Consider the following 19,690-nt stretch of genomic DNA (forward strand, 5'->3'; position numbering starts at 1 on the left):
GTCGCTAAAATTAGGTTTTTATTGAGAATGAATAAGGTTTAGAAAAAACGCGACTATTAGTCAGGGTGTAATCCATCGCAGTACCAAAGAATTCACAAACAACAGGAGAACCGATGACTGATAAAAAGGTTGTGCTAGTAACAGGAGCATCATCTGGATTTGGGCAGTTAACTGCTCAAAAGCTTGCTCAAGAAGGTTACTGGGTCTTCGGTACCAGTCGCAAGGAACATCCAACTTTACAAGATGTGGAAATGTTGACACTCGATGTTACCTCTGAGTCTTCAGTACAATCCTGTATCAAACAGTTGCTCGCACGGGCTAATCACATTGATTTACTGATTAACAATGCTGGACAAATTCATGCCAGCATGATTGAGGAAACTTCTTTAGAACAAGCCAAGGAGGTTTTTGAAACCAACTTTTGGGGTGTTGTCCGGGTTAGCAATGCTGTTTTGCCAGTTATGAGACAGCAGCGTAGTGGGCATATTATTAATATCAGTTCGCTGGCGGGATTGATTGGCGCACCAGGCCAAGGTTTTTACAGTGCAAGTAAGTTTGCAATTGAAGGTTATAGTGAAGCATTGAGCGTGGAACTCGACCCCTTCAATATTAAAGTGTCTTTAATTGAGCCTGGTTACTTTAAGACCAACTTCAACCACGCCATGTTGTCACCCACATTGAATTACGCTGATTACGACAATGTACGCGATGTGATTCGCTCAACTGTTAGTCAAGCAATTGCACAAGGCGACGATCCTGAAAAAGTTGCACAGACGATTCTATTTGCTGCTCGTAGTCGGTTGCCACGATTACGCTATCGTGTTGGCAATGAGGCACAATGGTTGCCTCGCTTAAAAGCAATATTGCCAGATAACTTGTTTCGATTTGGTGCGCGTAAGCGGTTGAATTTACCATAAATCACAGCCAAATCTACAACGCCCGATATTACACGCTCAAAGAAGGTGCTAGGGCTAAAGTTTTTGTCAGATCGGTAAGGAGAACGCGATCGCAAAGGTTAAACAATTCTGCCTCAGTAGAAGTCTGGCGCATCAACCGTAAAAAATCACCTTCAGTGTCAACACTCAGGGCAATGTAGTTGAGGAACATTTTCATGTAGCCTACGCGCGATCGCTCTGGCATAGTTGCTGCTGTGGGGGTTTGCCATAAACGATCAATATAGTTGCGTACCTCCGCTAAAGGAACGGGCGCGATCGGCTCGAAACGCAAAGCTTGCCGAATTTGATTAAAAAGCCAAGGATTCCCGATCGCCCAGCGTCCTACCATCACACCCGCCGCGCCCGTTTGAGAAAGCACTTCAACAGCAGTTGTTGCCGAGTTGATATTGCCATTAGCAAGTACTGGACAATGAACTCGTCTGACTGCTTCAGCGATCAAATCATACTTCACTGCCCCGTGGTACATATCTTTCACCGTGCGACCATGCAAACTCAGCAAATCAATGCTGTGGCGATTGATTATATCTAGAATTTTGTAAAAATTATCTGTATTTTCAAAGCCTACACGCATCTTGACGGTCAAAGGTCGATCGTTGACTGCTTGCCGCAGTTCTGCCAAAATCCGATCCACTTTTTCCGGCAAGAGCAGCAATCCACCTCCAACATTTTTGCGATAGATTCTAGGTGCTGGACAGCCCATATTCAAGTCAACTCCAGCGATATTATAGTTGCAGAGTTCCTTTGCTGTTCTTACTAAGTCTGGAATGCTTTCGCCAATCATTTGAGCAAAAACGGGGCGACCTGTGTCGTTTTCGGTGATTGCTGCCAGAATGCTACGATTGAGCCGTGAGGTATCATTGACGCGGAAATATTCGGTAAAAAAGTAGTCAGGGCTGCCGTAGTGGGCGATGACCCTCATAAACCAGAGGTTTGTCACATCCTGCATGGGCGCAAGAGCGGTGAGGGGTAGGTGTGGATAGAACGATTGGGGGAGCGATACCTGGGGCATAAACATGAAGACAGCGATGCCTACGGCGGGCTACGCCTACGCACTCTGGAAGTTTTGGCATAGTAGCAGTGTACTGCCTGTTCCAAGCGATCGCTGCTTTGGTGCAACTTTGACTCTTTGAATTTTTTGTCAGATACAAGGGTGCTATAACCAAATATAAGTGTCAAAAGCTACTTAATCCAACGTTTAGTTGCCTCTGCAATGCGTTCCCCAAAGCGTAGTGAAGTCAGATAATCACCCGAATCTAACACTGGTTCTTTGCCACTCATATCAAGTTGACTTTGACCCATTACACCTAGAAATCCTCCTAATCGATTTACCCCATCATCTTTACCAGATAAAAAGCTTTGCAAGTCTCCCACATTTACCCAAATCATGCCATGTTGGGCTGCGTTGGTAGCTAAATAGAGAAGTGTGCCTTGTTTATCGCCACTAGGAGAGCTGGAATGGGTAAAACCCCCAGCGATTTTGTCTTTCCATCCATGTCGGAACCAAACTTCGCTAGCAGCATCAATAAATGCCTTGAACTGAGCCGCGACACCACCCATGTAGGTAGGAGAGCCAAAAACAATTGCATCAGCTTGATTGAGAGTTGCTATTACCTCATCATTCTTCCAACGACCATTGACTATCTGCTCTCCAGTAATCCGTAGCAGTTCAACAGTAGTGTCTTTAACTTTACTTGCACCTTCAGCAATAGCTTGGGCCATAAGATGAGTATGACCTGCACTAGAAAAATAGATAATCACAACGCTGGGCATAAGAGGTTTAGTTAAAATTTTGACTGAAACTGAACGAGAAATATCATAAGGACTACTGGCTTATAAAGTAAAGTAGTCAATCTTAAAGTCATGCAAATCCCAGCAGGTTTTTTCTGGAGCTAGAGCCGTGTACTGAAACTTAGGGCTAAACTTATTATGTAACAAAACATAAAAATAGATTTTGTTAGTCTCTAATTTGTTCTTCTCTGTTATTCTTCTAAAAGAAAATTCTTTTGCTCCAAGTCTTTCTCCTATTTATATCAACCAGGTATGTGTCTCAATAATGTAGTGATTGACCGTGCCAGCCCCAATGATGTTACTGAAATCGTCAAGTTGGTCCAAGCCAATGATGCAGAACATGGTGGTATGTTGTTAGGTCATCTTGAGCCAGAGGCTGTAATGATGACCATATCTAAAATGCCGAGCGTTGTAGCCCGTAAAGATGGTCAAGTTGTAGGATTCTTACTCAGTTGGTCAAAGACAACTGCTAATTTACCAATTATAACGGTGATGTTACAAGCCTATCCTGGTACAAAAGATGCTTACTTATATGGCCCCATTTGTGTTGATGAAACTATGCGTGGACAAGGTATTGCTGCGGTAATGTTTGCTAAGTTGAAAGATTTTCTACCAGACCGGGAAGGAATACTGTTCATAAACGCAAACAACAAAGCATCACTTCAGGCACATCAAAAGATGGGTATGTGCAAGATGGCAGAGTTCATCTATGAAGGAACTGAATTTTTGATATTCGCGTATAATAGCTAACTAGTTGATAGGTTATCTTTAAAATTAAACTGAGTGGCTAATTTGGATAATTTAAGTTATTTACTACTTGCTTAATCTGGAAAGTGACACAAGAGGGTTATTAGCCAACAGCTAGGAAATTTATTTCATGACAGAAGATGGGGCTTGATGGTGTAAATTAGTTGTCCATAAGTCTGTAATCTGCTCTTGTTGGAATCCAAACCTCTATGCATTTACTAAAAGTATCAATTTTGACATTCTTGGTAACAACATTTTCATTTCTTCAACAAAGCCGTGCTGATACCAGTGCGCCACCAATTAAAACACAGGTTCAGGAAGTAGCACAGTGGTTCACTGGTTTTTTTGATAATGCCCAACAGATTGCTAATAGCCCCTCTGTGCCATTAATTACTATGTCAAATTGTAGTGTGCAACTAGATGATACTAATCCTTTGGCTGGCACACAGAACGTTTATCTAGAGCAAGAAAGCCCAGGTTTTGAGCGGCTACGCCTCTATTCTTTTAATGAAGGAAATTCGGCTGTGAATCTAAGTATTAGCAGCTTTGTAAATGAAAATATTGTACGCGGATTATGCAATCATTCTCAGTCTAGGCGACAGCTTGGTATTAACAATGTTGAGAAGAACACCTGTAATCTGCAATTATTTTGGGAGCCGAACAGCTACATTGGGAATAACGCTCCCAATGGCTGTATAACAAGTAATGGCTTCAAAGTGGTTTCCGATGTAACTATTGAGCAGAGTAGCATCGACTCCTTAGACAAAATTTTTGACAAAAAAGGTAATTTACTTGTGGCCACACCCATCGAATTCCGTCGAGTTAATTCTGTTCCAGAACCTTCTGTCACATTCGGGTTGCTGGCTTTGGGAATTTGGAGTACAAAAAATACAATTTCAGATTGGCAAAAACAGAAATCAAAAAAGAATAAAACCTCTGTTTCAAGTTAGCGATGGGGGGCAACAAGGTTCTAAGCTTTAGCTGACTAACCTGAGCTGGATCAATTTGAGTCGTGTCCAATCACTAAACATTCATTTTGGACTCTGGTAAGCATATCGTTAAAAGCAGGAGTATAACAACCATCTTTATCAACAACCTTACGGAGAGTATACTCACCAGCCCGAGAAAGTCCGCCGAACCAAACGTTCTTTCTATGCCAAATATCTCCATTGAGAGAATTTTTGTCTTGGGACATTGTGAAACTGACAATCGATTTTGAAACTGATATTCCCAGGAAAACAGGTATGACTTGAGCTTGTTGCAAAGTTTCATCTTCAAACTGAATTTTGTAACTTACTTGAAACCATTGAATTAAACGTAGTAATATCCAGCCAGCAATCGAGTCATGAAAAGTCCACTGTAACGGGGCAAAGATCGGTAAAAGCAAAGTTCTATTCTGTATATCCCATTCTAAATTGTACATAGTAATGCAAGTATCTGGCAGTGGATTGCCATCCATAAAAAACACACCTTTAAGGACAAATGGTAAGTTTGTTTCTTTGATTGGAATCATCCAGATAGCAATATTATTAAGTTGCTTTTTCTCAATTAATTCAGCCATATAATTTGTAATTACTTCCTTTCGGCTAAAAGAATACCTAAATTTTTCAAGAACCGAGTAAGAGAAAAGATGAGGAATCTGGCACTAGAAAAAGAGCAGAAGATTTCAGCTTAAGTTGACACCAATGCACAGTTGTGCGCCCCTACGTTCGCGGAGCGTCCCGCAGAGATGGGATGTTTTTTTTAACTGCAAGTCCCTTACTCACAGTCGTTGAGCAAAACCTTGTAGTACTAAATTATTAGGAGTAACGGCAGTCACTTTTTCAAAATCCCACTTGACTTCTGTAATTGAGTCCCATTGATAGTTGTGGAACAGATGTAAACAGAAAATTTTGATAAAGCCAATTGATAAGGATTTACCAGGACAAGCTCGTTCATGCCCTTCGCCATTCCAAGATAAAATATCTGAAAAATTTCGTATTAGGTCAAAATTATCTGGATTTTGATATCTATTGGTATCCCGATTAGCTGTAAGAATAGAGCCAAGCAAGCGAGTACCTTTTTGGAATGGACATTTTTGTTCTCCAATCTCAACTTCACCCGCTTCAGTGGTGAGTTGGCTAACAAATCGCACAGGTGGATAGAGACGAGCCGTTTCTAGAATCACCTGATTGAAAAGTGTTAACCGTTCTAGAGCGTCTGAGTCTAAAGTTTTCTTGCCATTCCAGACTGCATTAATTTCTGATACTACATGATTTCTAAGAGTATTATCCAAGCAGAGAACACCAATAACAGATCCCAAAAGCGCACTTGTGCCGGCAGTACCAGCGATATGAATCATATCGAAAAGGCTATTAGCGATTTGGTGTTCGTTCAACTGATACTGAGCGCCTGTTTCAAAGTAAGATGCCCATTTAGCCGATTGTTTATATCGCTTAGTTAAATATTGACGATGCCGAATTTTTGGCGCTGTTAATATTGCCAGCAGATACTTGCTTATAAAGTTAGGTAAGGATGCGAGAGCCAAACCTTTAATGTAACTACTTGATGCTGTGATTTCGTCTTCAGATAAAGATATCTGAAAAACTAGTTGATGCAAAATCGACAGCATGATCTTTGGCAAATCGTTGCCGATGTGTAATTTACCCTGTCTAGCAGCCTCTAACAGGCTTTGCTCAACTAAATCCCCTAAAAAGTCTATCTGCTCTGACGGTTCCGGTAAGGCTTGTAAAAACACAGCACGTAGTCCTGTGTGTTCGTTACCGTTTGTTCCCAAGCTCAGAGGATTATCCAGCAGGTAGCTAGGAGCTAATATTCTGATGATGCCTAAATCATTTCCTCGCAGTTGTGGTTGGGTTTGCATTAGTTCTCTCACCTGCGAGTGAGAGGAATGCATAATTGCTTGGTCTACTGCAAAATACTTGTCTCCAATATTATCCTTACGGATATAGAGAAAGTCCCGCCATGCATTGAGTATGATTGATGCATCTGTGTAATAAAAAATCAAGCGTAGAAACTTGCCGATCGCAGTGTCGTAACCTACTTTAGCTAGTATAGGTGCAAGCCAAAGCTGGCGATCGTGACCTTTGAGGATTTTATCTTTAAGTGTCATAGTATTTATTTTGAGTCATTTGTCATTGGGCATTGGGCATTGGGCATTTGTCATTGGGCATTGGAAAGAGACAGGAAGCAATTTGTTCAATAATTTCCCTTGTCCCCCAGTTCCCAATTCAAATATTGATGCTCTGAGGAATTTTAGAAGGAAGCAGATACTCATAGGTTGGACGGTGCAAATTACGTTGCTTGATGGTATCTTCTACCTGCTGAAGATTACTCTGGAATGCTTGTAACAATGGTTTTACTTTTTGGTCTGTAAAGTATCCTTGCTGATAATCGCCCAGCTTGTTATAGTACACAGATCCCAATAAGCTGAGTAGGTTGTATTGCCGTTGTACCTGATCTAAGGGAGGGAGCAAATTAAGGTAGTCTTGCTCAGTAACTTCTCTTTTGAGAGTTGAGGCTGGTAAATAACCTGCCATTGGAATCGCTGCGGCGTAGCTCATAAAATCTTTTTGCGGAAAGTTAACCGCAGCGTGTTGAGCGCTGGCAGTGAAAATAATCAGCGTAGTGGCATCAATTAGGTAATTGCGCGTTTTGATGCTTCCATCTTCGCCAAAATCGGGGATGCGACCACCATCGTAAGCTGAGATTTCGGCTGCCCACGCTTGCAATGCTCTGTCTTTTTGAATGTCTTCATCCGTGGTGTAGTATAGGTTCAGGTAGTCCCAAACCCATTGATGAATGGCATCCCAGACTATTAGGGCATCATCCCGGTAAGGATAAACAGGTAAGAGATTGGGATCGTCTACACCGCGCTGTTGGAATTGCTTAGGTAAGATGGCGCTGTTAAAACCATAGCTTTGTAATCCTAGGACTGCTAAAACGCGAGAGTTGTCGATTGATGATGAGAGTAATCTATCGACACCACCGCCTGGAGCTATGAGAATACGTTGAGCGGCATCGTTAATTGCTAAAGTGCTGTCAAAATGCGGGTGCAGTAGAATTCTTAGGGGATGGGTGAGTGGCAGTTGTCGAGCTGTGGCGATCGCAAATACACCAACTAAGAGGTGAGTTCTTGCTAGGTGAGTAACAGGTTCGTGGAAGTTGGCATCTGCTATTTGCACTACTGTTTTGGCAAAAAGCCAAGAGTATTTACCGGAGTTAGGGGTAACGATCGGATAATCTGGGATTGGGGTTTGACCGCATTGAATGGCTATCGGACGCAATAGACGGGTGGGGTCTGAGCCTTTGGGTAAGGCAAACAGTGCTAGGGGAGCATAGAGATATTTTTGCTCGTGTGGGAATGTACCGTTGATCGCACCATCTAAAATTTTATAATCAGCTAAGTAGAGCCTGCCTTCAAGTCCGGCTGCTGCTAATGAATCGTCAGTTCCCATTACTCCTTGGTAATGTTCGTCTGTGACTGGGAAGCGATCGCCTGGAGTCGTTACTCGCTCGATCATCACGGGATTGTAGCCAGCGACTCTCATGTAGGCAAATACTTCATCTTCTTGGTAAGTTTTAGCGATCGCTGGCACACCAATCACCGGAAACAAATTTTCGTAGTCCTTGAGACTGGTTGCATGTCCTGTAGGCTGTCCTTCATATAGAAGGTTAATTATCCTATTGAGAGCATCTCTGAGGATCACAAGCCCGTTTTCTTTCAGAATAGAATAAAAAAGATCGTCGAGTTCTCTAAGATCCTTAGATATGCCATTGAGCAAAAACTGAGGGATAATTTGCAAGATTCTTGCCAGAATACTGATTTTTACTGGTACTGCTCCCTTGAGCAAGGCTTCTAAAATAAACCTTTTTACATCATCACGAATCGATTTAGAACCTTGATTGCCTCTGTTGACAATCAAGGTATTGATAAACACAACTCGTAACTGCTGGGCTAATAAAAAATACCAGTTAGTGGTGAACTCTTCGGCAATAGAAAGCCGATCTAGCATCGCAATAGATGGAATATGGATGTAGTTATATTGATACTCTCGCCTAGCTATATCTAAAGTATGAGTACTTGATGAGCTGATTGAATTTTCTGGTGATGAAGCAGTCATTGACTCTACTTATGTTTAGTATGGGGAACTTTAATAGTTTAGGATAAACAGGTTTGAGTTACCTAAACGTATTATCGCAATCAAGTTTAAAATTACGATTTTTCTAAAGAAATTTTCTGGATTTTATCAACTCCTGAATCACGCATTAAACATTTATAAATCTTGTAAAGAATATTTAGCAATACAAACAATATTTGCCAATATTTAGAAACAATTCTCAAAGAGAACTTTCGTACTAATACCAATTCTGTATGAAGATGCGCTAAACCATAAGTATAAGAAAGAAAAACGAACCGCATTCGCGCAGCGTCTCGTAAGAGTTGGACACAAAGAAAGAAGTTAAAAGGGTTTGGCGCAGCCTCACAAAGAAATGGTATAAGGTGTTGTGTTTGAGTTGACATTTGAACCACTGAAACAATATCAGGAATACGACTATCAGATTCTTCCTCTGCTGCTGATGTCTCCAATGCTTCTTCTGCTTACACAGCGATGGAATATTTTTCTATTACCTTCCCTCTATCAAAAATCTATCTCTATCTCACTGCCTTTATCCTTCAACAGTTAGAAGCAGCGAATTTTGCTCCATGCAAAGCTATGAAGGCAAGTTCTCATGCTGTGGCAAAAGGATAAATTTGTGGATATTAGCAGACGAAATTTACTGAAGGTAGTTTCTGCTTCTGGTTTAGGTGGAGCCGGGGTATTTGCTTTACAAGGTTTAACCAAACAGGTTTTAGCACAAAATCAGTCTACCCCACTCCAGATTAAAAAAGGTGAAATGCTCTACAGGCAACTAGGACGCACCAAAGAACAAATATCTGTAATTGGTCTAGGTGGTCATCATATTGGTAGACCAAAAGATGAACAAGAGGGTATTGCGCTGATCCGTACTGCTCTTGATCGCGGGATTAATTTTATGGATAATAGCTGGGATTACCATAATGGAGGTAGCGAAATTCGCATGGGTAAAGCTCTACAAAATGGTTATCGTCAAAAAGCTTTTCTGATGACTAAAATTGACGGTCGCACAAAGGCGGCTGCTGCTAAACAAATTGATGAATCTTTAAAACGTTTGCAAACAGACCGGATTGATTTGTTGCAGCATCATGAAGTCATTCGCATGGAAGACCCAGACCGGATTTTTGCCCCTGGTGGTGCGATGGAAGCAGTTGTGGAAGCACAAAAAGCTGGCAAGATTCGCTACATAGGCTTTACTGGACACAAAGACCCTTTAGTACACCTGAGAATGTTGGAAGTTGCCAATCAAAACAACTTCCGTTTTGATGCAGTGCAGATGCCGTTAAATGTTATGGATGCCCATTTCCGCAGTTTTGAGAGGCAAGTTTTACCCAGACTGGTTCAAGACGGAATTGCTGTACTGGGCATGAAATCAATGGGCGACCAAAACATTCTCAAAAGCAATGTGGTCAAACCGATCGAATGTCTGCATTACGCGATGAATCTGCCAACTTCAACGGTGATTACAGGCATTGAAAGTATGCCCATCTTAAACCAGGCTTTCGAGGCAGTAAGTACTTTTACACCCATGAGCCAGGAACAAGTTAGAGCATTACTGAATCGGACTCGCCAAGCTGCTCTCAAAGGTCAGTATGAACTGTTTAAAACCACTAACCAATTTGATAGTACAGCCAAAAATCCTGAGTGGTTAGGATAAGTTTTAGCTAGGGCGTGTTTGAAAACTAAGGTTCACAGCAAACAACCTTATATCTTGCTGTGGGCACAAAACTGGCACGGCTGCAAAATCCAGAACTAAGTACAATTTTGCGTAAAAGCGTAGCGTTTTTAATGCAGAGGGATCAATTATAATACCCGGAAAATGACAGAAGAGGAATATCTCAAAGAGGCGATGCCTGCGGCGGGCTACGCCTACGCTCCTCACAGTTCACCTCGCCAACCCCATAGGCTCAAAACTACACCACTCATAACCTAACTGTATAACGACTGAACTCACCGACAATCAAACCAACCGAATTTTTAAGTTGATAATATTGTAATATCGATTAATATTCCAAATATGGCATATTAATTCAGGGTGTGAGGAGCCTGTGGTGAGTGAAGAATGGGAGATTATTTACTACCAGGAGGTAGACGGGACTAAACCAGTTGAGGAGTTCTTCAATGATCCTTCGCTCACTCAGGGCGAATTGAAGCAGTTTAAACTGCGCCTCTACTATTTAAAGAACAAAGGATTAGCCTTACAGCGCGAACGCTCGGACATCTTAGACAAAATAGAGACAGAAGATAAGCTTTATGAATTACGTTTGGATAACACTCGTAACAATATCCGTATCTTTGTGTGTGCTTTACCAGGTAAAGGTAAGCGTCTAATTTTGCTGCACGCTTTTAAGAAGAAAGGGGATAAGACTCCACTAAGACAAATTAAGATTGCAGCTAAAAGGCGAGATTTTACAATAGCGAAGGAGGATAAAACAGATGAGCAATAATCCTCATCTAGGTGGCGATGCTTTGGCTTCCTTAAACAAAATTGTCCAAGACACACCAGAGAATCGTCTCGTCGAACGTCAGGAGATTTTTCGGCTTGCTTTAACTCAGGCAATGCGAAATGTACGTAAGCGGCTTGGATTTACCCAAAAAGAAATGGGTGAACGGTTTGGTGTGGGACAAAGTTGGGTATCTAAGTTGGAAGACATCAATCATGATCACACTTTTGACTCCGTACTTAAATACTTAAATGCTTTAGGGGCAGATTTTGAGGCAGCGATTATTATAGAAAAGCAGCGGGTTGAAATAATTGCAGCAAATCTGACTGTGGATAAGATAGACGTAGAGGCAGCCATCAACGCAATATTTGAAGATGCTGAAGACACAGAGCCAGTGAAGGAAGTACCAACCCCAGATTTTAACTTAATCTCACCGAAAGAGAGAGAGACATATTCTGAGGCACAGCATGTTCGGCATCGACAAGGAGGTTCTTGGGGGAGGGATAGTGTGGCATGAAGACAATTACTTTTTATTCATATAAAGGTGGTGTTGGTAGAACACTGGCAGCAGCAAATTTTGCACTTTATCTAGCTAAACTGGGTCGAAAAACTGTTTTAGTAGATTTTGACCTTGAAGCACCAGGTTTAGACGCAAAGTTTGCCCAGTTTTCTGGATTTGAATTACCAGCTGATCAAAAAGGACTTCTCGATTACATCTTAGATTATCAGGAACAAAATACTGATCCAGGAAGCATTGAGCAAATAAGCCTTCAAGTACCAATTCCTTCAAAAAAAACTTCACCCTTGTGGCTCATTCCAGCAGGGCAGTATCTCTCCAATGAATATTACAGAAAGCTGACTGAGCTTGACTGGAATTTATTATTCTCTAAAAAACGTGATGGTGTTGCGTTTTTTCAACAGTTTCTTGCCCGGATTGAAAAAGAATTACAGGCGGATTTTGTGATTATAGACTCCCGCACAGGCATTACCGAAATAGCAGGTATTTGTACACAGCAGCTACCTGATGAAGTTGTCATGCTGTCTCCTTTGAGTTCAGAAAGTATTAAAGTAAGTAAGCATATTAAGCAACTAATTGAGCAGAGTGCAGTAGCTAAAGCGCTTGGAAAGTCAATCGATGTTAAAGTTGTTGTATCACGCGTACCAAAACCTAAAGATTTAGAAAGTTTTAAGCAAAGATGTTGCCAAATTTTTGAAACAGATGAGACTAAACTGTTTTTTTTGTTTTCCTGTGAGAATCTAGAACAAGAAGAGTTTTTAGCAATTGCTGATCCTGACAGTAATAAGGAACTAGTAAGCAATTATGTGCGACTCTTCTATGGATTGAATTTAGAACTTTCTAGTGAAAATATTCGGGCTGAGATTGAGCAAATAGGTAGTCGCTTGCTCTTTTCATCTTCACTCGAAAAGTCAGAAGAGGATGTTTTAGAGCTAGTTGCACTCTATCCGCATCCAGATGTATATCGTACTGCTATGCGGTTCTTCCGGTTAAGGGAGAATACAGAAAAATTAAGGTCTTTTGGTTGGGAACTCCTTGAGCTATTACCAACTGACCAAGAAGCACAACAAATTCTTGCAGAAAGCTATTTATCTGAGCGAAAGCTTGATAAACAAGATAAGAAAAAAGCTGTGCGTGTCATCGATTCCCTATGGCAAAGGGAAGAACTTAACTCAGAACAAGCTGTACGCTACGCAGATATATTGGAAGATATAGAAGAATATTCTAAAAGTTTTGATGTTGTTTTTCCTTTGTGTGATGATCAAGAACTTGATGACGATATCCAAATCCCAGCAAAATTGATTGCAGCGAGAACAGCTTTGAAGTTAGGCCAAACTGAGATTGCAGCCAGATTAATTCCAGATATTCCTCCGAAGCAGCTAGGAGGTTCGCTCATCTTTTTAGCAATAGAAACTTTGAAAGATAATGGAGATTTGGAAGGTGCGTTTGAGTCGGCGAAGCAGTTTATACGCCGAGAGTACAATCCTACCGTTATAGAGCAAGCAGCTAGTTTGGCTTACCAGTTAAATCGTGTGAAAGAGCTAGAAGACGCAATACGTTCACTTGCAAAATTCCGTACCTTAAAGGACGAGAGTTTTTACCAAAACTTAAAGGACTGCGGATTGTCTGAACTAGCACGTGAATTACAAAAGTCATCCTATAAGTATTCATCGGGTCAGAATATTAAATAACCAATCTAAAAAATCTTGTAAAAGTGTCATCATAGTTATGGTAAAAACATTCTGGAGACAAGACAACGGTTTACGCACGCCCTTTAGCACGGTTAATTGAACAATTGCAACGCCTACCGGGAGTTGGCCCCAAAAGTGCCCAACGACTGGCTTTGCATATTTTGAAGCGACCAGAAGCAGAAGTAGAAGCTTTGGCACAAGCTTTAGTTGAGGCAAAAAAACAGATAGGCTTGTGTTCTGTTTGCTTTCACTTATCTGCTGAACCTGTTTGTGAAATTTGCCGCAATGCCAACCGTGACAATAATACTATCTGTGTTGTTGCAGATCCTCGTGATGTGATTGCGCTGGAAAAAACCCGCGAATACAAAGGCAAATATCACGTTTTGGGCGGGGTGATTTCGCCAATTGATGGAATTGGCCCAGATCAGTTGACTATACTAGCTTTGCAGCGCCGGGTGAGTCAGCAAAAACCTCAAGAAGTAATTCTCGCAATTAGTCCGAGTGTAGAAGGGGAGACAACAACCCTGTATATCGGTCAGCTATTGAAACCATTTGCCAAGGTGACGCGGATTGCTTTTGGTTTACCTGTAGGTGGCGATTTGGAGTACGCAGATGAAGTTACTTTGGCGAGGGCGTTGGAAGGACGCCGAGAATTAGATTAAATTTTGTTGATTTTGCTGGTTAATCACTTTACTCAATACGGTTCAGTTGAGCCTAAAATCCAATGAACAGAAATAGAGTTTTAGCGATGATTTGGCCCTAGCAATTCTGTAATTTTGGTCAGTAATTCGGTTGGTTGTACTGGTTTGGCAATGTGTTTCTGAAAACCAGCTGCTAAAACTCGATCGCGATCGCTTTCTCCAGCATAGGCGGTAAGAGCGATCGCCGGAATTTCCCCGCCCTCCTCTTTGGGCATGGCTCTGAGCATCTTAATCAGGCTGTAGCCATCCATTTCTGGCATTCCTAAATCACTGATTAATAAATTAGGTACAGCCTGTGCTATAATATTAAGCGCCTCATTTACCGATGCTGCGGCAGTTATCAACGCCCCATTCTGTTGTAGCAAGAAGTGCAAAAACTCTCGTGTGTCAGCATCGTCATCAACAATTAATATCCGTAGTCCACGGAGAACTGACGAGTTAAATTTCTCCCCTGCTCCTCCTGCTTCCCCTGCACCCTCACTTTCCTTCATTAGGGGCAGTCTGACAGTAAAAACTGCTCCCTGTCCGATTCCTGGACTGGCTGCTCTTACAGTACCACCATGCAACTCTACTAAGTGACGAACTATTGCCAATCCCAGTCCCAGTCCGCCAAATTTCCTGGTTGTGCTGCTATCAGCTTGACGAAAATATTCAAATACTTGGGGTAAAAATTCAGGGGAAATACCTTGACCCGTATCTTTAACTTGAATTAGTGCAGAGTGGGAAGTCAATTCACGACTCAATGACAAGCTAACTTCCACTGAACCACGAGAGGGAGTGAACTTAACTGCGTTCGAGAGTAAATTCCCTACAACTTGCTGTAAGCGATTATAATCGCCTAACACTTTACCAACCTTGGGGTCAACCTGTACTTTAATCTGGATAGATTTGGTTTCGGCAATTAACCGGACTGTTTCTAATGCAGCATCAATTACAGCTACCAGGTTAACAGTGGCAAAAGTCAGGTTCAACTTACCGCGAATAATTCGGGAGACATCCAGCAACTCATCAATTAATTGAATCTGCAATTGAGCATTTCTTTCGATGGTTTCCAAAGCACGATTTGTAGTCACTTCATCAAATTTGCGGCTTTTGAGTAGCGATGACCACCCTAAAATGGGATTGAGGGGCGATCGCAATTCGTGGGAGAGAATAGCAAGAAACTCATCTTTATTCCGGTTTGCCTGTTTAAGTTCCTCTGCTTGTTGCCTAAGTGCCTTTTCTAATTGCTTTCTGGGGGTTAGGTCTAGAATAAAACAGATCCAAGACGCGGGATCTCGCTCCACCAAGGCACCACCAATTAGTATGGGAATGCGGGAACCATCCTTGCGGATGTATTCTTTTTCAAAGGGAGTACATAGCCCAACCGTTAAAAGTTGCTCTATCCCCTGCCGATCGAGAGCATGATATTCAGGTGGGGTGATGTGTTTTCTGCGTATCTTACCCGCTAAAAGTTCCTCTCGTGTATAACCCACCATTTCTAAAAAAGCCTCGTTCGCCTCAGTAATGTAATCAGGAGTGGCGAACATAATGCCAATAATGTTGGAATCAACTAACCGCCTTAATTGAGTTTCACGCTGGCGCAAATCATTTTCTACCTGTTTGCGTTGGGTAATATCCTGGGTAGTACCCATCATTCGTACTGCGTTACCTTCGGCATCATAAAAGACGCGACCTTTAGCAGCAATCCAATGAATGCTACCATCAGACCAAAGGGTGCGGTATTCAATGTCACACTCAACCTGTTTTTCAAGAGAGCGGGCGATCGCTTCATGAATGCATTGGCGGTCTTCTGCATATACACAATTAAGGAAAATCTCAAAGCTGATTTCGGCTTCTAGGGATAGTCCAAACAACTGCCGACATTTGTCTGTCCAAATCACCTCGTTGGTGGTGATATTCCAAAACCACATACCTAGTTCAGCAGCATTAGTAGCCAACCGAATCCGTTCTTCACTTTCGCGCAGATTTGTTTCAATTTTTTGACGTTCCCATAGGGCAGCTTGCTGTTCGGTAATATCAGTACTCGCACCAACTACCCTAACTACCTGACCATTTGCATCCCGGACTGCAAACCCCTGGTCTACCACCCACAAATAGCGACCATCTTTGTGACGTACTCGATATTCGATGCGATAACGGTTTCCATTGACCATACTAGCCATGAACTGGTCATTAACTCTTTGTTGGTCATCGGGATGAATGCGTTCTTGCCACCACTGGAAGGTAGGTTCCGTTTCTTGTTGTGTGTAGCCAAAAACCTGGGTTAGACCCTGAGTTCTTTCCACAGTATTTCTGCCAATCTCCCAGTCATAGATTAGGCAATTAACCGCTGCCGCTGCTAGCTCAAACCTTTCGTTACTTTGCCGCAGGGAAATTTCTATGTGTCGTCGCTCTGTAATATCAAAAGCAATCCCCAAAAGATATTGCGGCAATCCATCAGTCGTTCTGCTGTGCACAGTGTCATAGCTACAAAACCAGCGCCACTCTCCATTAGCGTGTCGAATTCGGTATTCAAAGCTGAGGACTTCACCCTGATAAGCAGAATTAAATTTTTCAAAATAGCTAGGGAGTCGAGCCAAATCTTCAGGGTGTAGAAGTTGGGAAAATAACTCCTTTCCCATCGCCTGGATTTCTGCTGGTGTGTAGCCCCAACCTTGAGCAATTTCGTAATTAACGTAAGAATTTCGCTGCTCAATTAAGTCATAAATGTAGATTATCCCCGGAAGAGTGCCAGCAATTTGTTGAAACAAACGTTGACTATCCCACAGTGTCTGAAATTCATCTGCATCAACTTGTTGAGTATCTTGTTCACAACTACAGTCCTCCTCGATCTGGGCGTGCTTAGATGCCGTAATATCCGAAAAAGTTGTCACGATCGCATACAGATTGCTTCCTTCAGTTTGAAACAGAGGTTGCGAGGAAAACAATAGCCAGACTAGCTCACCATTTGGCTTATAAAAGCCACACACCACATTTAAGCAAGGTTTACCTGTATTTTGGGTAACGATCGCAGGGTGAATTTCACTGAGTAAAGGAGAGCCATCTTCATGAATAAACTGCCACTTGGGATCGAGCAAATTTTGCCCTACAAGCTGTTCTGCGGTCAGTCCCAAAATGCGATCGCTAGCGGCATTGCAAGCCTGGATAGTGCCATCAGCCAACTGAAGCACCATTCCTTCTTCTTTACTGGCTACTAGCGAAGAATTTGCCTTTTTACTAACTTGCTGATGCAGCAGCTTGTGATTAGCCAGCTGGTTCTGGAACTTTTCCGCGTCTGGCATTCTAAAAAGTTAAATAATTTTAAAGTTGATCTAAGATTGAGCGGCTCATATTTACATAAATTTTAAGGCAATTTCTTCAAACTTGAGGCATAAGCTGCGATCGCTACTTCTATCACTGGTTTATTTTTTGCCACATCTTTATAGGACAAGGGGACAAGGAGAAAAAAGAACTCTGTTAACGAAACAGTGCTGAGTGATTTTAATTTACTCAGCACTCAGCACTCCTGAATCAACCCCCAACATGAATACCAGGTCGCATGTGGGGATTCTTTTCAGCCCGACGCAGTACTTCACGGGTAACTACAGCAATGTCACCTTCGCCAAACAAGATAAAACGCAATAGGTATTGTATGGGATTTCCCTCAACCCAGCCGAAGTAAGCATGGGGAATCTTACCCGTTTGGTCACGAATGTAAAGTAGTAAAGCTGCGATCGCATTTGGTACTGCTGCACTTTCAGCCCGGAGGATGCGATAGTCACCAACTTGCACCCCTTTTACTACGATCACATCCGCAAATTCTGAAGCATCGGATACATGAATTTCTAGAAACAGAATTGGATCGTTAGGTGGAATATGATTGTCTTCGCGTACCTCTTTCTCTTTCATAAAATACTCTAGGACATCGCCCGTATTCAACCGATTTGCAATCAGTCGTATTGTTCCCTGGCTATCTTCAGCAAAGAATTGGCTAGCAAGTTCGTCAACTTCAATTCGCTCTGCTCGCAGTTCCGTTGAACGCCAAACACGAGAAACCAGCGAGGTAAAAATGATCGCACCGATGAAAAACCCAGCAATCCTAATCCCTTCTGGTCTTTCGATGATATTGACAATGGTGGTATATACAAATAACAGTGTAATAATGGCAAAAACGAGTCTGGCCCGCTTCTGTCTGTGACGGTGGGCTGATAAAGTTACGGCAAAGGCGGCTGAGGTGATCAATACAAGCACACCAGTTGCGTAAGCCCCACCTTGGGCTTCTACACTTGCTTTGAAGATAATTGTGACAACAAAAGCGATCGCTGTGTAGACTAACACTAAAGGTCGGGTTACTCGTGCCCAATTGGGTGCCATGCCATAGCGTGGTAGGTAGCGAGGCACAATATTTAACAGCCCTGCCATTGCAGATGCACCTGCAAACCACAAAATAGAAATAGTACTTAAATCGTAAATTGTGCCAAAGCCATTGCCTAAATACAGATGTGCTAAATAAGCAAGGGCCCGTCCATTGGCTTTGCCCCCCGATGCAAATTCGGCAGTTGGAATCAGTAGAGTGGTTATAAAGCTGGTGGTAAGCAAAAAGAAGCTCATAATCAGAGCAGCAGTGGTGAGCAGCTTGCGTGTATTCCGAATCCGCCCTTTGGAATGCTGAGAAGTCTTGTTACTGCTACCTTTAACCAGAGGCATAACGGTAACACCAGTCTCAAAACCTGATAATCCCAGTGCGAGTTTGGGGAATATGAGGAGAGAGATGCCGATTAGGATCAAAGGGTTAGAATGGCGTGTAAAAAGTGCAGTTTGCCAGTTCGCGATCGCTTCTGTGTGAGTTAATATCTGATACACACCGACGCTAACGACAATAAAGTTCAACAGCAGATAAGCTGCCACCAAAACTACTGCAATCCCAATGGCTTCTCGGAAACCTTTCAAGAAAACTGCACCTAGTAATGCAACTAATATCAGGGTAATTGCGATCGTCTGATTGTGAAGCCAAATTGGTATAAGCGGATTTTCGACGATATGGGCTGTGGCATCAGCTGCTGACAAAGTAATGGTAATAATAAAGTCAGTTGCCACAAAGCCAAGTAAGCACAGTACAAGCAATTTGCCTTGCCACCAGGGAAGTAAACGCTCTAACATTGCGATCGACCCTTCACCATGAGGGCTTTCGGCAGCAATGCGCCGATAAATTGGCAACGCTCCAAAGAGCGTCAGCAAAACCAGAATCAGGGTAGCTATAGGAGAAAGAGCGCCAGCCGCCAGTGCTGCAATCCCTGGTTGATAGCCAAGGGTCGAGAAATAATCTACACCAGTCAAGCACATCACCTGCCACCAAGAATGCTGGCGATGTGCTTCTTCCTTGCGGTAAGGCCCTTTTTTTTCTTGTCGGTTTTCTTCAAGCAACCAATGGATTAACTGGCTGCCGAGCCGTTTTGTTGAAACAATTGATTTAGCCATCAAATACGGTTGTGTTGCAAAAGTCGGCTTTGTGATTTTTTTAAGCCTTCGTGGTTTATTAAAATTTTTAACTACAAAGGCATAGCACTATTATTGTATGTTAAGCATCCTGTCCGATTTACAAAATATATAGTAGCTGTTCGTAGTCGTCTACCATATCAAGATCGGTTGCAGGTTGTGGTATAGGAATAATCAATACTGCAACCGTATATTTGGGGATTAACGCTTTCGTATCCTTAGCACCTTCA

General features: G+C 42.3%; 16 protein-coding genes. 8 read left to right on the forward strand and 8 right to left on the reverse strand.

Translation table 11 applies throughout. The annotated features are described in order from the left end of the window. The first annotated feature begins 113 nt into the window (after positions 1 to 113). Positions 114 to 917, forward strand: a complete 804-nt coding sequence (locus tag HWQ40_RS05650) for an SDR family NAD(P)-dependent oxidoreductase (protein ID WP_292775478.1) — start codon at positions 114 to 116, stop codon at positions 915 to 917. 28 nt (positions 918 to 945) lie between these two features. On the opposite strand, the gene HWQ40_RS05655 is transcribed toward HWQ40_RS05650, so the two are convergent. Together HWQ40_RS05655 and HWQ40_RS05660 are read right to left on the reverse strand one after the other, a co-directional pair. Continuing rightward, positions 946 to 1,965, reverse strand: coding sequence for a tRNA-dihydrouridine synthase family protein (locus HWQ40_RS05655; RefSeq protein WP_292775479.1), 1,020 nt, complete (start codon positions 1,963 to 1,965; stop codon positions 946 to 948). Between the two features lie 170 nt (positions 1,966 to 2,135). Then, positions 2,136 to 2,726, reverse strand: coding sequence for a flavodoxin family protein (locus tag HWQ40_RS05660; protein ID WP_292775480.1), 591 nt, complete (start codon positions 2,724 to 2,726; stop codon positions 2,136 to 2,138). A gap of 270 nt (positions 2,727 to 2,996) precedes the next feature. Between HWQ40_RS05660 and HWQ40_RS05665 the strand changes: the two genes are divergently transcribed. Beyond that, positions 2,997 to 3,494, forward strand: coding sequence for a GNAT family N-acetyltransferase (locus HWQ40_RS05665; RefSeq protein WP_292775482.1), 498 nt, complete (start codon positions 2,997 to 2,999; stop codon positions 3,492 to 3,494). Between the two features lie 206 nt (positions 3,495 to 3,700). Next, the gene (locus HWQ40_RS05670; protein WP_292775483.1) at positions 3,701 to 4,441 is read left to right on the forward strand and encodes a chromophore lyase CpcT/CpeT; all 741 of its coding nucleotides are present in this window, start codon (positions 3,701 to 3,703) and stop codon (positions 4,439 to 4,441) included. A gap of 50 nt (positions 4,442 to 4,491) precedes the next feature. Here the strand turns inward: HWQ40_RS05670 and HWQ40_RS05675 are convergent, their stop codons facing one another. From HWQ40_RS05675 to HWQ40_RS05690, 4 genes are all read right to left on the reverse strand, one after another. Continuing rightward, positions 4,492 to 5,052, reverse strand: coding sequence for a hypothetical protein (locus HWQ40_RS05675; RefSeq protein WP_292775484.1), 561 nt, complete (start codon positions 5,050 to 5,052; stop codon positions 4,492 to 4,494). A 201-nt stretch (positions 5,053 to 5,253) separates the two neighbouring features. After that, positions 5,254 to 6,603, reverse strand: coding sequence for a cytochrome P450 (locus tag HWQ40_RS05680; protein WP_292775485.1), 1,350 nt, complete (start codon positions 6,601 to 6,603; stop codon positions 5,254 to 5,256). Between the two features lie 118 nt (positions 6,604 to 6,721). Then, complete coding sequence (locus HWQ40_RS05685; RefSeq protein ID WP_292775486.1) at positions 6,722 to 8,614, reverse strand: lipoxygenase family protein; 1,893 nt, start codon at positions 8,612 to 8,614, stop codon at positions 6,722 to 6,724. Positions 8,615 to 8,706: 92 nt separating this feature from the next. Next, positions 8,707 to 9,081, reverse strand: a complete 375-nt coding sequence (locus tag HWQ40_RS05690) for a hypothetical protein (protein ID WP_292775487.1) — start codon at positions 9,079 to 9,081, stop codon at positions 8,707 to 8,709. Positions 9,082 to 9,248: 167 nt separating this feature from the next. Here HWQ40_RS05690 and HWQ40_RS05695 point away from each other — a divergent pair, with 167 nt between their 5' ends. The 5 genes from HWQ40_RS05695 (at position 9,249) to recR (ending at position 13,943) form a co-directional block, all read left to right on the forward strand. Beyond that, on the forward strand, positions 9,249 to 10,286 hold the full coding sequence (locus HWQ40_RS05695) for an aldo/keto reductase (protein ID WP_292775636.1): 1,038 nt from the start codon (positions 9,249 to 9,251) through the stop codon (positions 10,284 to 10,286). Between the two features lie 394 nt (positions 10,287 to 10,680). After that, positions 10,681 to 11,076 (forward strand): type II toxin-antitoxin system RelE/ParE family toxin, encoded by a 396-nt coding sequence (locus HWQ40_RS05700; protein WP_292775488.1) that lies wholly within the window; start codon positions 10,681 to 10,683, stop codon positions 11,074 to 11,076. Then, the gene (locus HWQ40_RS05705; protein WP_292775489.1) at positions 11,066 to 11,590 is read left to right on the forward strand and encodes a helix-turn-helix domain-containing protein; all 525 of its coding nucleotides are present in this window, start codon (positions 11,066 to 11,068) and stop codon (positions 11,588 to 11,590) included. The genes HWQ40_RS05700 and HWQ40_RS05705 overlap by 11 nt, the downstream gene beginning before the upstream one ends. Then, positions 11,587 to 13,281 carry an AAA family ATPase gene (locus HWQ40_RS05710; protein WP_292775490.1) on the forward strand — a complete coding sequence of 565 codons (1,695 nt, stop codon included), beginning with the start codon at positions 11,587 to 11,589 and terminating at the stop codon, positions 13,279 to 13,281. The genes HWQ40_RS05705 and HWQ40_RS05710 overlap by 4 nt, the downstream gene beginning before the upstream one ends. A 104-nt stretch (positions 13,282 to 13,385) precedes the next feature. After that, positions 13,386 to 13,943 (forward strand): recombination mediator RecR, encoded by a 558-nt coding sequence (gene recR / locus HWQ40_RS05715; protein ID WP_292775491.1) that lies wholly within the window; start codon positions 13,386 to 13,388, stop codon positions 13,941 to 13,943. 80 nt (positions 13,944 to 14,023) lie between these two features. On the opposite strand, the gene HWQ40_RS05720 is transcribed toward recR, so the two are convergent. Both HWQ40_RS05720 and HWQ40_RS05725 read right to left on the reverse strand, forming a co-directional pair. Then, positions 14,024 to 17,266, reverse strand: a complete 3,243-nt coding sequence (locus HWQ40_RS05720) for a PAS domain-containing protein (protein ID WP_292775492.1) — start codon at positions 17,264 to 17,266, stop codon at positions 14,024 to 14,026. Between the two features lie 229 nt (positions 17,267 to 17,495). Beyond that, entirely contained in the window at positions 17,496 to 19,442 is a 1,947-nt protein-coding gene (locus tag HWQ40_RS05725) for an amino acid transporter (protein WP_292775493.1), read from the reverse strand. Between the last annotated feature and the right edge of the window lie 248 nt (positions 19,443 to 19,690).

This window comes from Nostoc sp. NMS9, assembly GCF_017114995.1.
Taxonomy (GTDB): Bacteria; Cyanobacteriota; Cyanobacteriia; order Cyanobacteriales; family Nostocaceae; genus Nostoc.

Coding starts and splice junctions, on each gene's coding strand:
- HWQ40_RS05650 (WP_292775478.1), top strand. CDS start 114: ATGACTGATAAAAAGGTTGTGCTAGTAACAGGAGCATCATCTGGATTT.
- HWQ40_RS05655 (WP_292775479.1), bottom strand. CDS start 1,965: ATGCCCCAGGTATCGCTCCCCCAATCGTTCTATCCACACCTACCCCTC.
- HWQ40_RS05660 (WP_292775480.1), bottom strand. CDS start 2,726: ATGCCCAGCGTTGTGATTATCTATTTTTCTAGTGCAGGTCATACTCAT.
- HWQ40_RS05665 (WP_292775482.1), top strand. CDS start 2,997: ATGTGTCTCAATAATGTAGTGATTGACCGTGCCAGCCCCAATGATGTT.
- HWQ40_RS05670 (WP_292775483.1), top strand. CDS start 3,701: ATGCATTTACTAAAAGTATCAATTTTGACATTCTTGGTAACAACATTT.
- HWQ40_RS05675 (WP_292775484.1), bottom strand. CDS start 5,052: ATGGCTGAATTAATTGAGAAAAAGCAACTTAATAATATTGCTATCTGG.
- HWQ40_RS05680 (WP_292775485.1), bottom strand. CDS start 6,603: ATGACACTTAAAGATAAAATCCTCAAAGGTCACGATCGCCAGCTTTGG.
- HWQ40_RS05685 (WP_292775486.1), bottom strand. CDS start 8,614: ATGACTGCTTCATCACCAGAAAATTCAATCAGCTCATCAAGTACTCAT.
- HWQ40_RS05705 (WP_292775489.1), top strand. CDS start 11,066: ATGAGCAATAATCCTCATCTAGGTGGCGATGCTTTGGCTTCCTTAAAC.
- HWQ40_RS05710 (WP_292775490.1), top strand. CDS start 11,587: ATGAAGACAATTACTTTTTATTCATATAAAGGTGGTGTTGGTAGAACA.
- HWQ40_RS05720 (WP_292775492.1), bottom strand. CDS start 17,266: ATGCCAGACGCGGAAAAGTTCCAGAACCAGCTGGCTAATCACAAGCTG.
- HWQ40_RS05725 (WP_292775493.1), bottom strand. CDS start 19,442: ATGGCTAAATCAATTGTTTCAACAAAACGGCTCGGCAGCCAGTTAATC.